We start from the raw sequence: 14,762 nt of genomic DNA on the forward strand, positions 1-14,762 counted from the left end.
GAAGCACAGATGTTTGATCTGACAGGAAAAAATGCGCTGGTCACCGGCGCGTCCGGCGGTATCGGCGGCGAGATTGCAAAGGCATTGCATGCCGCAGGCGCCACCGTTGGTATCTCTGGCACCCGGGTCGATCCTTTGACGGCTTTGGCCGCAGAGATGGGGGATCGGGTGCATGTGCTGCCCTGCAATCTGTCAGATGCAGATGCTGTAAATAACCTGCCAAAACAAGCGGTTGAGGCGATGGGAAGCGTCGACATTCTGGTCAACAACGCCGGTATCACCCGCGACAACATCTTTATGCGCATGTCAGATGAGGAATGGGCCAGCGTGCTTGAGGTGAACCTGACCTCGACCATGCGGCTTTGCAAGGGCGTCATTCGTGGGATGATGAAAAGCCGTTGGGGCAGAATTATCAATATTTCCAGTGTGGTAGGCGCCACCGGCAATCCCGGGCAGGCGAATTATGCTGCCTCCAAGGCAGGGATGGTCGGCCTGTCAAAGTCGATCGCCTACGAGGTTGCAAGCCGTGGCATTACCGTGAACTGTGTCGCGCCTGGCTTTATTGAAACCGCGATGACGGACAAGCTGAACGACGATCAAAAGTCTGGAATCCTTGGACAAATCCCTGCAGGTCGGATGGGCAGCGCGGCCGAGATTGCGGGGGCGGTCGCCTACCTGTCCAGTGCCGAAGCAGGCTATGTCACCGGGGCCACCTTGCATGTGAACGGCGGAATGGCCATGTTCTGACGATGCTGTGGCGGGGATGCCGGAAAGCGTTTGCGCTAAACAAAATCTCTGCTATAGGCCACGAAGATTGAGACGGGCGACCCGCCAAGGGCCCCAAAAACCGGGCAAATGCCCAGCAGAACGTGAGGAATAGCCATGAGCGACGTCGCAGACCGCGTACGCAAGATTGTTGTAGAGCATCTTGGTGTGGAAGAAGACAAAGTTGTCGAGGGTGCATCTTTTATTGATGATCTGGGCGCAGACAGCCTTGATACGGTCGAACTGGTGATGGCGTTCGAAGAAGAATTTGGCATCGAAATTCCTGATGACGCCGCCGAAACGATTCAATCGTTTGGTGACGCGGTGAAGTTCATCTCTGACTCCAAGTAAGTCAAAGATCAGTGCTTTCTAAAGACGGCGCCCGAGCGGGCGTCGTTTTTTTTGCGGGTGGAGCTTTATCCTTTTGTTTTGACTTAAGAATTTGGAACACACTGGCCCGGGAAAGTGGCGTGTCAAATGCCAGCCCCGCATAGTGATCGTTGGCCCATTTGACCGTTCCATCCCGCCATTTGTTGTTGAGCAGGATTTGAATCGCGAACTGGTCGTCGGTCGGCAATTGGCCGTAATGGTGCAGTTTGGTGCCAAAGCAACTGATATCCAAAATCCTGCCATTCAACGGCGGCCCGTCACAGCAAAACTCCACCGATTGGTTCAGCACAAAGCGGCGTCTTTTGCGCCGCACTGCCACGCTGCGCTGACGTATCAGAATGCTGGCAAAACAGACGGCGACCAGTACCAAAAAGCAAATTATCAGCAGAATCGGTCGTGACGAAACCACGAGCCCCAAGCCTGTTGAGACTTCTGTCAAACCATCTGATGCGCCCCCTTGGGCCGAGGCATTTGACACGGTTTCTGGCTGCGTTTTTGCCGCGGCCCGAGGGCCATTGCAGCCCAGTTGATCAAGCACATCTTTGGCGTCATCAAAAAGCGTAACAATCGCAGGTGATTGCAGCAAAAGATGGATGTCCGCACCACGATTGCTGCGCGCAAGCTGCGCGATCCTTTGCGCTGTTTGTCCAAAATTTTCAAGGGTTTGAATGGCCTGCGCATCCGGATATTCTTCAAACAGATGCCGGATGTTGGATTGGTTGAAGCGCGCAAAATCGCGACGCAATCCGTTTGGAAGCACCTGATCTACGGGCCAGTTGTTATGGGACGTCACCGTGTCCGAAATACGGGACAACGCGTTGATTGCGTCACAGTCCACCGCGGCTTTTGCGGCATGTGGCATGGCCAGTGCTGCAACGAGGGCAAGGACAGAAGATTTGAATGGCGTTTTGTTGAACATGTGCTGTGTTAACTCGAGTATGGTTAAAGGGCGTTTAAGCATGAAGTTGCGGTTTATATCCTCGGCCCTTGCCCCCGCCCAAAGGGCTGCGGTATCAGGGGCCAATAAATCAGAGGTGAGGGCAAAACATGCGCCGCGTAGTTGTCACGGGACTGGGTCTGGTCACGCCATTGGCTGACGGGGTCGAGGCCAGCTGGAGCAGGATCTTGGACGGTCAGTCCGGAGCTGGAGCGATCAGCCGTTTTGATACCACGGGTCTGACCACGACCTATGCCTGCGAAGTCCCGTTTGGTGACGGTACAGATGGTACATTCGACGCTGCCAAATACATGGAGCCCAAGGAACAGAGAAAGGTCGATACCTTTATTCTGTTCGGGATGGCTGCCGCCCAGCAAGCCATTGAAGATGCGGGCTGGATGCCAGACGACTCTGAAAGCCTTGAGCGGACCGGCGTTCTGATCGGGTCAGGCATAGGTGGTCTGAACTCTATCGCGGACACCGCTGTGATGATGGAAGAAAAAGGTCCACGTCGTGTGTCGCCGTTCTTTGTACCGGGCGCGTTGATCAACCTGATCTCTGGTCAAGTCTCGATCCGGTATGGGTTCAAGGGGCCGAACCATTCGGTGGTAACGGCTTGTTCGACCGGTGCTCATGCAATCGGCGATGCAAGCCGTTTGATCCAGCATGGCGATGCCGATGTGATGATTGCCGGTGGTGCAGAGGCAGCAATCTGCCGTTTGGGCATCGCGGGTTTCAACGCTTGTAAGGCATTGAGCACAGCGCATGCTGAAGATCCAACCAAGGCCAGCCGTCCATGGGACGCAGACCGCGATGGGTTTGTGATGGGTGAAGGTGCGGGGATTGTTGTGCTGGAAGACTACGAGCACGCCAAAGCCCGCGGCGCCAAGATTTATGCCGAGATTTTGGGCTATGGCCTGTCAGGCGATGCCCATCACATTACCGCCCCGCCGCCAGATCACGAGGGCGCGGAACGCGCTATGCGCGCGGCTTGCCGCAATGCGGGCATTGCACCAGAGAAGATCGACTACGTAAACGCTCATGGGACGTCGACCATGGCCGATACCATTGAACTTGGCGCTGTTGAACGTTTGGTTGGAGAGGCTGCAGCGGCAAAGTTGACAATGTCATCAACCAAGTCGATGACGGGTCACTTGTTAGGTGCAGCAGGAGCGATTGAGGCGATTTTCTCAATGTTGGCAATCCGCGATCAAGTCGCCCCGCCGACCATCAACCTCGATACGATTGCGGCGGATACCAAAGTTGATCTTTGTGCAAACGAAAAGCGTCCGCGCCGGATTGATGTGGCTCTGTCAAACTCCTTTGGATTTGGCGGCACCAACGCAAGCCTTGTCTTGGGGAAAGTCACCTGATGTGGCGACATATCGCGTCTAATGCACTGACGTTCTTTGTGGTTGCGCTGTTCCTTGCGGGTGGCGTGATTGCTTGGGGTAGCAGTCAGTACACGGCACCGGGACCTTTGGCACAAGCGATGTGTCTGCGGGTTGAAAGCGGGAGCAACATGCGCCGCGTCGCTGAGACGCTTGAGGCGCAAGGTGCTGTCTCTTCGCCCGCCATTTTTCGGATGGGTGTGGATTATGCAGGCAAGTCCGGTGATCTGAAAGCAGGGAGTTTCCGCGTGGCCGAGGGTGCCTCGATGGAAGAGATCGCCGATATCATCACGCGTGGTGGGCAAAACACCTGCGGGACAGAGATCATTTACCGTGTCGGTGTGAATTCGCAGCAGGTGCAGGTTCGAGAGCTTGACCCGGCCAGCAATCGGTTTGTTGATCTGGCGCGCTTTGATCCAAGTGAGGCAGAGCCTGAGGCGTATCAGGCCGCGCGCGAGGATAGCGACACCAGCTATAACGTGGTTTTGGCCGAAGGCGTCACAAGTTGGCAGGTACGCGAGGCGCTGAATAATCTGAATGTGCTGGAAGGTACGATTGACGACATTCCGCCTGAGGGAAGCTTGGCTCCCGACAGCTATGAGTTTCGGCCGGGCGACAACCCCAATGACCTGATTGCGCAAATGACCGCTGCGCAGACGGCGTTCTTGGCCGAGGCATGGGCAGGCCGGACGGATGGGTTGCCGCTGCAATCACCTGAAGAAGCATTGATCCTTGCCAGCATCGTTGAGAAAGAAACGGGCGTACCGGAAGAACGACGGCAGGTTGCGAGCGTGTTTGTGAACCGTTTGAACCAAGGGATGAAACTACAGACTGACCCGACAGTCATTTATGGTGTTACCAAGGGTGAAGGTGTGTTGGGGCGTGGCTTGCGGCAGTCTGAGTTGCGGCGCGAAACCCCTTGGAATACCTATGTTATTCCAGCGCTTCCGCCGACGCCGATCGCAAACCCGGGCCGCGAGAGCATTCTGGCCGCACTTGATCCTGATACGACAGATTTCATCTTCTTTGTGGCCGACGGAACCGGAGGTCATGCCTTTGCAACCAATCTGGAAGACCACAACCGCAATGTCGCGCGGTGGCGTGAGATTGAGGCTGATCGGGCTGCCAACAACGACGGCTAAATTGCAATCTTGGTAAACGAAATGCTGAGGCGGGCGCACGGTAGTGTTGCCCGCCTTTTTGCCATGTGACTGCGATTGCTGTAGCGTCGGGATTGCAAAAAGGTGCGGGGAAGGCATCGTTTTGCGGACTGTATCGGACGGGAACCAGTACAGGCGCGACCAATGACATCAACGACAGACCCACCGCGCGTTAAGCACGCGCAGGTGCACAGACGCTTTGCGGAATATCGCGAGATGTTCCGCGAAATTAGGCGGATGATGGCCTTTTACGGCACCCATACCAGTCGCAAAGAAGTGCTGACCGGGCAGGTTGTCAAACGCAAGTTGAATGAGCTGCAAAGGTTGCAGGCTCTTCTGCTCAAAGCCGAAGAGGCCCTTTATGACCAAATCAAAAACGCAGAAACTGATGAGCCCATCGATCTTGAAACAATCCGGGATCAAATTGGGCGCAGGCTTGATCGCCTCCGCGCCACGCTCGGTGCAAAGGCGGTTTCTGAAGACCCTGACGCCAGCTGAACTGGAAATGCTGCCCTACCTCTTTGCCTTTTGGGCGATGCCGCATCAACTGGCACCGGAGGGGGATTGGCGGACCTGGGTCATCTTGGGTGGGCGCGGCGCGGGTAAGACCCGCGCCGGGGCCGAATGGGTGCGCACGATGGTCGAAGGGCCAACGCAGACCTTGCAAGGACAGGCACAGCGCATCGCACTGGTGGGCGAGACGATTGAGCAGGCCCGCGAGGTCATGATCTTTGGTGAAAGCGGGATTCTTGCGATGTCGCCACCTGCATTTCGTCCTGATTGGGTCGCCGGCCGCAAAATGCTGCAATGGGAGAACGGGGCAACAGCGCAGTTATTCTCTGCTTTTGATCCAGAAAGCCTGCGCGGACCGCAGTTTGATGGGGCATGGGTGGATGAATTGGCAAAATGGCCGCATCCCGACGAAGCCTGGGATATGTTGCAATTTGGGTTGCGGTTGGGTGAGGCGCCGCGCGCGACGGTCACGACGACGCCGCGCAACGTTCCGTTGTTGCGGAGGTTGTTGGAAACTGACAGCACGCGGATGACACGTGCGACGACATTCGACAATGCCGCGAACCTTGCGCCCAGTTTTCTAAAGGAAGTGCAGGGCCGCTATGCTGGGACACGGCTGGGTCGGCAAGAACTGGACGGTGCTTTGTTGACGGATGTGCAAGGGGGCCTGTGGGACATGGATGATGTCGCGCGGCAGGTTGTCAGCACAGCACCTGAGATGGATCGCATTGTCGTGGCAGTTGATCCGCCGGTCAGCGGACATGCCCGGTCGGATGCCTGCGGAATCATTGTAGCGGGTGTCGTGATGAAAGGGCCGCCATATGAATGGCGAGCTTATGTGCTGGAGGACGCAAGTGTTGCGGCGGCAGCGCCGCTGACTTGGGCCAAAGCGGCCGTAGCCGCCTTGCACCGGCACCAGGCAGACCGCTTGGTCGCAGAGGTGAACCAAGGCGGTGATTTGGTTGAGACAGTCATCCGCAGCGTTGATCCATTGGTACCTGTGAAAGGCTTGCACGCCTCGCGCGGGAAAGCCGCACGCGCAGAACCTGTGGCGGCGCTGTACGCGCAGGGCAGGGTAGCCCATGTCAGAGGGCTGCAAGACCTTGAGGCTGAGATGGGCCAGATGACGCTGCTGGGATTTGAGGGAAAAGGATCGCCCGACCGTGTTGACGCGCTTGTCTGGGCGTTAACAGAGCTGATGCTGATCCCCGCCAAGTCATGGGCGGCACCGCAAGTGCGTGGATTGTAGCTGGATTCTCTGGAGTGCCGGGCACCGTGCGGTGCTCATCGAAACTTTCAATACTTTACGGGCAGATTGCTCGAACGAACAAGACGGCGCGCCAGGATGTGGTGCCAGCAAGGAGAAGTGGATGTTCCAGTTTTTTGGCAAGGGCGACGCGACGGCTGCGGCGGTTGCGGAAACAAAAGCCTCGGCTGCGGGCCGTGTGATCGCATGGTCGACGCAAGGCCGCGTTGCTTGGTCGGCACGCGACACCGGGTCACTGACCAAGACCGGTTTTGCGTCCAACCCGATTGGGTTCCGCGCCGTGAAGCTGATTGCAGAAGCTGCCGCCGCAGTACCGTTGGTCCTGCAAGATCAAAAACAGCGCTATGATGTTCACCCCATTCTAGAGCTTCTTTCGCGTCCGAATGCGGGGCAAGGGCGCGCCGAATTGCTGGAGAACCTGTTTGGGCAGCTCCTTTTGACTGGCAACGCCTATATCGAGGCCGTTGGTGATGAAGGTTTGCCCGGTGAGTTGCATGTGCTGCGCTCTGACCGGATGAGCCTTGTCCCTGGTGCGGATGGCTGGCCGGTTGCATATGAATACAACGTCAACGGTCGTAAGCATCGCTTTACCTTGCAAGGTGGTGCGAGCCCGGTGTGTCATATCAAATCGTTCCATCCACAAGACGACCACTACGGCTTGTCAGCCATGCAGGCCGCTGCGGGCGCGATTGACGTCCACAATGCGGCTTCCAGCTGGTCCAAAGCCCTTTTGGACAATGCCGCGCGACCATCCGGTGCGATTGTCTACAAAGGGGCCGAAGGGCAGGCACAGCTATCATCTGATCAATATGACCGCTTGCTGAGCGAGATGGAGAGCCACCATCAGGGCGCGCGCAATGCTGGTCGACCGATGTTGCTTGAAGGTGGGTTGGACTGGAAGCCGATGGGCTTTTCGCCTTCGGACATGGAGTTCCAAAAGACCAAAGAGGCGGCCGCCCGCGAGATTGCTGTTGCCTTTGGTGTGCCACCGATGCTGCTGGGGATTACGGGCGACGCCACCTACGCCAACTACCAGGAAGCCAACCGGGCATTCTATCGTCTGACGGTCTTGCCGCTGGTGACGCGGGTCAGTGGTGCGATTGCTGACTGGCTTTCGGATTATACTGCAGAGGTCGTCGAGCTACGCCCTGATCTGGACCAAATTCCAGCCCTGTCGATTGAGCGCGATGCGCAATGGCGGCGCATTGCAGAGGCGAGTTTTCTGACCGCATCGGAGAAGCGCGCACTTCTTGGGCTGCCGGTGCAGGAGGTGGGCAATGAAGGATAATATTGTCGAGATTTCAGCCAAAGGCCGCAGGTCTACACCGCTGCCTGTTACAGACTTCTGGTTCGCCCAGGTTGATGCACGTCTGACGCGGATCGAGAGCATCATTCAGAAGCTGGAATGGCAGATCTTGATGCTGGTTTGCGGCACCGCTGCGCTGCTTCTTTTTGAAATCATTCAAACATTTTCACCGCAGAGCTAACGCGAAAAAGGAGACGACATGACACTTGAGCACAAGTTCTGTCAGATGGATGCCGGCCTGACTGTCACCGATGGTGCCGAAATTTCGGGTTACGCCTCGCTGTTTGGAAAAACAGACCAAGGTGGTGATGTCGTGAGCAAAGGGGCCTATGTCGCAGCGCTCAAGGCGCTGAAGGACAAGGGCCGCACGGTCAAAATGCTGTGGCAGCACGACCCGGCGCAACCCATCGGCGTTTGGGACGAAATCCGCGAGGACGGCAAGGGGCTGTGGGTCAAAGGACGCATCCTGCAGGATGTGGCGAAAGGACGAGAGGCTGCAGCACTTATCACGGCAGGCGCAATTGACGGATTGTCCATCGGATACCGCACGGTGCGCGCCACCAAAGACACCAATGGCGGCCGCGTGCTGTCAGAGCTTGAATTGTGGGAGGTCTCACTTGTGACGTTTCCCATGTTGCCCGATGCGCGGGTGGCGGCCAAGGCGGATGATCCCGCTGATGCCACATTGCGCGAATTGGCGGCCGTTTTTAGTGCCGCCCGATCCGAGCTGATCAGCACCGACACCTGATTAGCGCCACCCACGACAAGAGGACCAAGATGACACAGACCGAGACCAAGTCTCGGACCGGGGAAGATCTGTCTCCGGCCGAGGAGCTGCGTACCGCGATCAGCGGGTTTGTCAGCGAATTCAAGACATTCTCAACCGGCATTGACGCCAAGATGCAAAAACAGGAAGACCGCATGAACAAGCTTGACCGTAAGACGATGATGGCAGGCCGCCCCGCTTTGGCGATGGCTGCTGCAGAGGAAGCACCGCACCAGAAGGCTTTTGCAGCCTACTTGCGGTCCGGCGACGACGAAGGCCTGCGCGGGCTAAGCCTAGAAGGCAAGGCGATGAGCTCTGCCGTGGCAGCAGACGGCGGTTATCTGGTTGATCCGCAGACAGCAGACGCCATTCAAAGCACGCTGAGCAGTACGGCGTCGATCCGGTCCATCGCCAGCGTCGTGAACGTTGATGCGACATCTTACGATGTGCTGATTGATCACACCGAACTGGGTGCAGGTTGGGCCACCGAGACCGACCCGACGGCTGAGACAGACAGCCCGCAGATCGACCGGATCACAATTCCACTGCATGAATTGTCCGCTTTGCCAAAGGCGAGCCAGCGCCTGCTTGATGACAGCGCCTTTGATATTGAGGGATGGCTGGCCGGTCGGATTGCAGACAAGTTTGCCCGGTCCGAAGCCGATGCATTCGTGAACGGTGACGGTGTCGACAAGCCAATGGGCATCATGACTTATCCAACTGTCGACAATGGCGTCTGGGCCTGGGGCAATCTTGGCTATGTGCCAACTGGCGTTGACGGTGGCATTGGCGATGCGGATGCGGTTATTGATCTGGTCTATGCATTGGGTGCCGAATATCGCGCCGGGGCTGCTTTTGTGATGAACAGCCGCACTGCTGGTCTGGTTCGCAAGTTGAAAGACGCGGATGGGCGGTTCTTGTGGTCTGACGGTCTTGCTGCGGGTGAACCTGCGCGATTGCTGGGCTATCCGGTGCTGATTGCGGAAGACATGCCTGATGCAGGGTCTGATGCCACACCTATCGCCTTTGGTGACTTTGCCGCCGGCTACACCGTTGCAGAGCGTCCGGACCTGCGCGTTCTACGCGATCCGTTCTCGGCCAAGCCACATGTGCTGTTTTATGCCACCAAGCGCGTTGGTGGAGCCGTGAGCGACTACGCGGCCATCAAGTTGTTGAAGTTTGGCACCAGCTAAACCGCAAGCATAAGTCGCGGGCAGAGCTGTCCGCGACTTACCCCGGAGGCGTTGTATCACCCGGCGTTGTCCCACTGCTCTGATCCGTCCGAGCAACGTCGGGAGTCGCCGCGCCTTCGGGACCACCGTCCGATGAAATAGCACCCTGCGGAGACGTTTCGATGATGTTAACCGAGCTGACGACCGTGCCACCAACTGTGTTGCCGGTGTCCCAATTCAAGAACCACCTGCGCTTGGGCTCTGGCTTTTCTGACGATGGGCTGCAGGACGAGATGCTTGAAGGTTTCCTGCGCGCAGCGCTCGCGGCTATTGAAGCCCGGACCGGCAAGATTTTGGTGACGCGCGACTTTTCCTGGACCATCACAGGTTGGCGCGACGAACAACGCCAGCCGCTGCCGCTGGCACCGGTGCACGCGATCATCCGAATGGTGCTGATTGCGCGCGACGGGAGCGAGATCCTGATCCCCGACCACCGGTATCAATTGGAAAAGGACGACCAGCGCCCCTCTGTTCTGGCAACGTCAAGCTGTTTGCCGAGTATCCCCACGGGCGGAAGCCTGAAGGTCGAGGTTGTTGCAGGCTATGGCGCTGATTGGACGGATCTGCCGATTGATCTGCGGCAGGCTGTGATGATGTTGGCAGCGCACTTCTACGAATATCGGCATGAGGCGGCGCTGCACGGAGGAACAATGCCGTTTGGCGTATCTGCCCTGATTGATCGGTACCGCACGGTGCGGCTGTTCATGGGAAGCGGCCAATGAAAGCCCCGGTTCTAAATCGCCAGCTGACGCTGGAAGACAGTTACCGCGTGCCAGATAACGCTGGTGGTTTTACCACCGAATGGCAGCCGCTGGGGCAGCTTTGGGCACAAGTCATTGCAGGTACCGGTCGCGAGCAGGCAGTGAACGCATTGCCCTTGTCACGTGTACCATACAAGGTGACCGTGCGTGCAGCACCCGTTGGTGCGCCCTCGCGGCCCCATGCGGGGCAGCGGTTTCGCGAAGGTTCGCGCATCTTCTCAATCAATGCAGTCACGGAACAAGACAGCGAAGGCCGGTACCTGCTGTGTCAGGCGCAGGAAGAGGTGGCAGTATGAGCTATGCGATTTCTTCGGCGTTGCAGGCGGCGGTGTTTCAGCGCCTTTCGAATGATGCTGCGTTGGTGGCCCTTGTCAGCGGCAACATCTTTGATGCGATCCCAAGTGGGTCGGTCCCAGCCATCTATGTGGCCCTTGGGCCAGAGAAGGTGCGGGATGCATCCGACAATCTGGCCCATGGCGCATGGCATGAGTTTACCATCTCTGTCGTGAGCGAAAGCCCCGGTTTTGCGCAAGCGAAAGAGGCTGCGGGTATTATTTCCGACGCCCTCGTGGATGCCGACCTGGTGCTGACACGCGGCACGCTGATCGGGTTGCGCTTTCGCCGCGCTACGGCTGCGCGGGTAGGAACAGGCGACATGCGCCGTATCGATATGGTTTTCCGCGCTCGTGTTTCCGACACGTAGCGCCAATTCTTACAGTCAAGGAGTGACATTATGGCTGCGCAAAACGGCAAAGACCTTTTGATCAAGATTGATATGACGGGTGACGGCCTGTTTGAAAGCGCCGCGGGGTTGCGGGCATCGCGCATCAGTTTCAACGCAGAGAGCGTGGACGTGACCAGTCTGGAAAGCGCGGGCGGCTGGCGCGAGCTTTTGGCAGGTGCCGGTGTCAAGACGGCATCAATTTCCGGGTCCGGAATTTTCAAGGACGCCACGACGGATGAGCGGGTGCGTCAGGTCTTTTTTGATGGCGAGACGCCAGACTTTCAGGTCGTCATCCCGGACTTTGGCACGGTCGAGGGGGCGTTCCAGATCTCATCCCTCGAGTATGCGGGAACGCATGACGGAGAGGCCACGTTTGAGATGTCATTGGCGTCTGCCGGCGAACTAACGTTTGTTGCGCTGGTCTGATGGTGAACCCATTGGCAGGGGAGGTGTCGATCACCATTGATGGTGTGCCTCATGTCGCAAAGCTGACATTGGGCGCACTGGCTGAACTTGAGGACGCGTTGGACGAAGAGAGCCTCGTAGCGCTTGTCCAACGGTTTGAGCAGCAGCGCTATGCAAGCCGGGATGTCATGGCGCTGATCGTGGCTGGGCTGCGTGGTGGTGGCTGGTCTGGCCGGTCCGAGGATTTGTTGTCAGCAGATATTGGCGGTGGGCCGATTGAAGCCGCGCGCTTGGCAGCGACGCTTCTCGCGCGTGCATTTGCGCCGATGGGATGACGGATGGATTGGCAAGCCTTGATGCACGCAGGCCTGCACCATTTGCACCTGCATCCCGATGCGTTCTGGCGGCTAAGCCCGGCTGAACTGTCGATGATGCTGGGCGGTGGTGCGCGTCACCAACCGTTGAACCGGGAACGCCTGAACGCGCTGTTGCAAAGCTATCCCGACACGCCGGGCAAGAAGGATGAAACACATGGATGATTTCGAACGGTTCGACGACCTAGAGGCCAATGTGAGCGCACTTGAGCAAACGTTAGGCGATGCTTCTGCCTTGACGGCGAGCTTTGATAGTGAACTGCGCGCTGTTCAGGTGACGTTGGGCGAAACAACGCGCGATCTGGGAAACCTGGAGCGCGGGTTCGCCGGCGGGTTGCGCAAGGCCTTTGATGGTTTGGTGTTTGATGGCATGAAGTTGACGGACGCCCTGAACTCGGTCGCGCAATCGATGATTGATACGGCCTATTCGGCGGCGATTTCCCCGATCACGGATCATTTGGGCGGCATGCTATCTGACGGTATCAATTCCGCTGTTTCGGGGCTGATGCCTTATGCGAACGGTGCGCCATTCAGTCAGGGCAGGGTGATGCCCTTTGCCAATGGTGGTGTGGTGTCCAGCGCCACGACGTTTCCAATGCGTGGCGGCACCGGGCTGATGGGTGAAGCCGGGCCAGAGGCAATCATGCCGCTCGCACGCGGCTCTGACGGAAAGCTGGGTGTACGTGGCGGCGCGGGCGGCTCGGTCAATGTCACCATGAACATCTCAACCCCGGATGCGCAATCGTTTCAGCGTTCACAGGGGCAAATCGCTGCACAAATGGCGCGCGTCCTCGGACGTGGTCAACGTAACCGCTGAAGGGGACAAACATGTCATTCCACGAAGTCCGATTTCCGGCAAACCTCAGCTTTGGCGCGATTGGCGGGCCTGAGCGCCGGACCGAGGTTGTCACCCTTGCCAATGGCTTTGAAGAGCGCAACACACCTTGGGCCCATTCCCGCAGGCGCTATGACGCCGGAATGGGTTTGCGGTCGCTAGATGATGTAGAGCAGTTGGTGTCGTTCTTTGAAGCTCGCCAAGGTCAGCTTTTTGCATTTCGCTGGAAAGACTGGGGCGACTACAAATCGTCATGCCCGTCAGAGGACGCGTCTTCACAGGATCAGATCATCTTTACCGGCGATGAGACGACCCGAAAGGTGCAGCTGATCAAGACCTATGTGTCGGGCAGTCAAAGCTATGAACGCCCCATTCGCAAGCCGGTGGAAGGCACTGTACGAATTTCGGTCGGCGGTGACGAGAAGCAGGACGGAATTGACTACACAGTAGATGTCAAAACCGGGATTGTGACATTCACGCATCCGCCTGATCTAGGGGCAATAGTGCGTGCAGGTTATGAATTTGACGTACCCGTCCGATTTGATTCCGATCGGATCGCCACTGCGGTTGCCAGTTTTCAGGCCGGCCAGGCGCCATCCGTTCCAGTTGTCGAGGTGCGGATATGAGCGTGCAGGGGCTTCTGGATCATCTCAAAACCGGGCAGACCCATGTGTGTCAGTGTTGGGCCATCACCCGTAAGGACGGTGTGACGTTTGGCTTCACCGACCATGATAATCCGCTGAAGTTTGATGGCATCACCTTTCTGGCCGACAGCGGTATGAGCGCCAAGGCGCTTGCTGCCAGCACCGGATTGTCTGTGAACAACACGGACGCGATGGGGCTTTTGCAGTCGGATGTCATCAAAGAGGCCGATATTGTCGCGGGTCGTTTCGATGGGGCGGCTGTCAAGACGTGGCTTGTGCAATGGGATGCGGTGGACAACCGGCAGATTCGCTTTGCAGGCACGATTGGCGAGATCACACGCAAATCAGGCCAATTCGAAGCAGAGCTGCGCGGGCTGACCGAGGCGCTAAACCAGCCACAAGGGCGGTCTTATCTACGCAGCTGTTCGGCGGTGTTGGGTGATGCGGCCTGTGGTTTTAACCTCAACTCTGCCACTTATCGGTTGACGGCTGATGTTCTTGACGTAGTGGAAAATCGCACATTCCTTGTGAACGCCGGACCTTATGTGGACCGTTGGTTTGAGCAAGGCATCTTGACAGTGATGACGGGCGAGGCATCCGACCTGACCGGTGCCATCAAGCACGACCGCAAGGAGGGGAACCGCCACAGGATCACACTGTGGCATCCAATCCGCGCAGAGGTTGCGGTCGGGGATACACTGCGGATCGACGCCGGATGCGACAAGCGCGCAGAGACTTGTAGGGTCAAATTCGACAATTTTATCAACTTTCAGGGCTTTCCGGACATGCCCGGTGAAGACTGGCTGATGTCGGTGCCGCGGTCTTCTGATGACAGCGATGGCGGGAGCCTTGTTCGTTGAGCGAGATCGTCGCCGAAGCCTATCGTTGGATTGGAACGCCCTATGTGCATCAGGCCTCTGTCCGGGGGGCAGGGTGCGATTGCCTTGGCCTGATCCGGGGTGTCTGGCGGCAAGTTCACGGTGCCGAGCCTGAACAGGCGCCGCATTATTCCCCCGATTGGGGCGAGCCGCAGGGCGAAGAGCTACTGTTGCAAGCCGCGTCGCGACATATGGCGCAATGTGCCGATGTAGACGATTGGACCCCAGGCCAGATCCTGCTGTTTCGGATGCGCGAAGGCAGTATTGCCAAGCATCTGGGCATTCTCAGTCAAGCTGAACCCGACCCATGTTTTGTGCACGCCTATGCGCGACATGGTGTGGTTGAAAGCCCGCTGACAGACCCATGGCGCCGCCGTATCGCGGCGCGTTTTGAATTTCAGAAGAGGTAACCGC

Annotated in this window: 21 protein-coding genes; 20 read left to right on the plus strand and 1 reads right to left on the minus strand. The window is 57.7% G+C overall.

Annotated features, from left to right (window positions below):
- Window positions 1-9 precede the first annotated feature (9 nt).
- Window positions 10-747 carry a 3-oxoacyl-[acyl-carrier-protein] reductase gene (gene fabG, locus AB3Y40_RS05965; RefSeq protein ID WP_369437876.1) on the plus strand — a complete coding sequence of 246 codons (738 nt, stop codon included), beginning with the start codon at window positions 10-12 and terminating at the stop codon, window positions 745-747.
- Between the two features lie 135 nt (window positions 748-882).
- A complete protein-coding gene (locus tag AB3Y40_RS05970; RefSeq protein WP_369437877.1) occupies window positions 883-1,116 on the plus strand; it encodes an acyl carrier protein in 234 nt (77 codons plus the stop codon).
- 1 nt (window position 1,117) lies between these two features.
- Here AB3Y40_RS05970 and AB3Y40_RS05975 read toward each other — a convergent pair whose 3' ends face one another.
- Window positions 1,118-2,179 carry a hypothetical protein gene (locus AB3Y40_RS05975; RefSeq protein WP_369437878.1) on the minus strand — a complete coding sequence of 354 codons (1,062 nt, stop codon included), beginning with the start codon at window positions 2,177-2,179 and terminating at the stop codon, window positions 1,118-1,120.
- 23 nt (window positions 2,180-2,202) lie between these two features.
- Here AB3Y40_RS05975 and fabF point away from each other — a divergent pair, with 23 nt between their 5' ends.
- The 18 genes from fabF to AB3Y40_RS06065 all read left to right on the plus strand — a co-directional run bounded on the left by fabF (window position 2,203) and on the right by AB3Y40_RS06065 (window position 14,758).
- Entirely contained in the window at window positions 2,203-3,465 is a 1,263-nt protein-coding gene (gene fabF / locus AB3Y40_RS05980; protein WP_369437879.1) for a beta-ketoacyl-ACP synthase II, read from the plus strand.
- Window positions 3,465-4,625, plus strand: coding sequence for an endolytic transglycosylase MltG (gene mltG / locus AB3Y40_RS05985; protein WP_369437880.1), 1,161 nt, complete (start codon window positions 3,465-3,467; stop codon window positions 4,623-4,625). Before fabF ends, mltG begins: the two co-directional genes overlap by 1 nt.
- Before the next feature lie 162 nt (window positions 4,626-4,787).
- Window positions 4,788-5,141: a hypothetical protein gene (locus AB3Y40_RS05990; protein WP_369437881.1), complete on the plus strand. Its 354-nt coding sequence runs from the start codon at window positions 4,788-4,790 to the stop codon at window positions 5,139-5,141.
- A 7-nt stretch (window positions 5,142-5,148) separates the two neighbouring features.
- On the plus strand, window positions 5,149-6,405 hold the full coding sequence (locus tag AB3Y40_RS05995; protein ID WP_369437882.1) for a DNA-packaging protein: 1,257 nt from the start codon (window positions 5,149-5,151) through the stop codon (window positions 6,403-6,405).
- A 121-nt stretch (window positions 6,406-6,526) separates the two neighbouring features.
- The gene (locus tag AB3Y40_RS06000) at window positions 6,527-7,711 is read left to right on the plus strand and encodes a phage portal protein (RefSeq protein ID WP_369437883.1); all 1,185 of its coding nucleotides are present in this window, start codon (window positions 6,527-6,529) and stop codon (window positions 7,709-7,711) included.
- Window positions 7,701-7,910, plus strand: coding sequence for a hypothetical protein (locus AB3Y40_RS06005; protein WP_369437884.1), 210 nt, complete (start codon window positions 7,701-7,703; stop codon window positions 7,908-7,910). The genes AB3Y40_RS06000 and AB3Y40_RS06005 overlap by 11 nt, the downstream gene beginning before the upstream one ends.
- Window positions 7,911-7,928: 18 nt before the next feature.
- Window positions 7,929-8,477 carry an HK97 family phage prohead protease gene (locus AB3Y40_RS06010; RefSeq protein WP_369437885.1) on the plus strand — a complete coding sequence of 183 codons (549 nt, stop codon included), beginning with the start codon at window positions 7,929-7,931 and terminating at the stop codon, window positions 8,475-8,477.
- Between the two features lie 29 nt (window positions 8,478-8,506).
- Window positions 8,507-9,688: a phage major capsid protein gene (locus AB3Y40_RS06015; RefSeq protein ID WP_369437886.1), complete on the plus strand. Its 1,182-nt coding sequence runs from the start codon at window positions 8,507-8,509 to the stop codon at window positions 9,686-9,688.
- 161 nt (window positions 9,689-9,849) lie between these two features.
- Window positions 9,850-10,449 (plus strand): head-tail connector protein, encoded by a 600-nt coding sequence (locus tag AB3Y40_RS06020; protein ID WP_369437887.1) that lies wholly within the window; start codon window positions 9,850-9,852, stop codon window positions 10,447-10,449.
- Window positions 10,446-10,784, plus strand: coding sequence for a head-tail adaptor protein (locus AB3Y40_RS06025; protein ID WP_369437888.1), 339 nt, complete (start codon window positions 10,446-10,448; stop codon window positions 10,782-10,784). The genes AB3Y40_RS06020 and AB3Y40_RS06025 overlap by 4 nt, the downstream gene beginning before the upstream one ends.
- A complete protein-coding gene (locus tag AB3Y40_RS06030) occupies window positions 10,781-11,191 on the plus strand; it encodes a DUF3168 domain-containing protein (RefSeq protein ID WP_369437889.1) in 411 nt (136 codons plus the stop codon). Before AB3Y40_RS06025 ends, AB3Y40_RS06030 begins: the two co-directional genes overlap by 4 nt.
- 30 nt (window positions 11,192-11,221) lie before the next feature.
- Entirely contained in the window at window positions 11,222-11,638 is a 417-nt protein-coding gene (locus AB3Y40_RS06035) for a phage major tail protein, TP901-1 family (RefSeq protein ID WP_369437890.1), read from the plus strand.
- On the plus strand, window positions 11,638-11,952 hold the full coding sequence (locus AB3Y40_RS06040; protein ID WP_369437891.1) for a gene transfer agent family protein: 315 nt from the start codon (window positions 11,638-11,640) through the stop codon (window positions 11,950-11,952). Before AB3Y40_RS06035 ends, AB3Y40_RS06040 begins: the two co-directional genes overlap by 1 nt.
- Window positions 11,953-11,955: 3 nt before the next feature.
- Window positions 11,956-12,156, plus strand: a complete 201-nt coding sequence (locus AB3Y40_RS06045) for a rcc01693 family protein (RefSeq protein ID WP_369437892.1) — start codon at window positions 11,956-11,958, stop codon at window positions 12,154-12,156.
- A complete protein-coding gene (locus tag AB3Y40_RS06050) occupies window positions 12,149-12,808 on the plus strand; it encodes a phage tail tape measure protein (RefSeq protein WP_369437893.1) in 660 nt (219 codons plus the stop codon). The genes AB3Y40_RS06045 and AB3Y40_RS06050 overlap by 8 nt, the downstream gene beginning before the upstream one ends.
- An 11-nt stretch (window positions 12,809-12,819) precedes the next feature.
- On the plus strand, window positions 12,820-13,452 hold the full coding sequence (locus tag AB3Y40_RS06055; protein WP_369437894.1) for a phage distal tail protein, Rcc01695 family: 633 nt from the start codon (window positions 12,820-12,822) through the stop codon (window positions 13,450-13,452).
- Complete coding sequence (locus AB3Y40_RS06060) at window positions 13,449-14,330, plus strand: DUF2163 domain-containing protein (protein ID WP_369437895.1); 882 nt, start codon at window positions 13,449-13,451, stop codon at window positions 14,328-14,330. The genes AB3Y40_RS06055 and AB3Y40_RS06060 overlap by 4 nt, the downstream gene beginning before the upstream one ends.
- Window positions 14,327-14,758, plus strand: a complete 432-nt coding sequence (locus AB3Y40_RS06065) for an NlpC/P60 family protein (RefSeq protein WP_369437896.1) — start codon at window positions 14,327-14,329, stop codon at window positions 14,756-14,758. The genes AB3Y40_RS06060 and AB3Y40_RS06065 overlap by 4 nt, the downstream gene beginning before the upstream one ends.
- Window positions 14,759-14,762 lie beyond the last annotated feature (4 nt).

Source organism: Yoonia sp. R2331 (assembly GCF_041103235.1).
Lineage (GTDB): Bacteria > Pseudomonadota > Alphaproteobacteria > Rhodobacterales > Rhodobacteraceae > CANMYO01.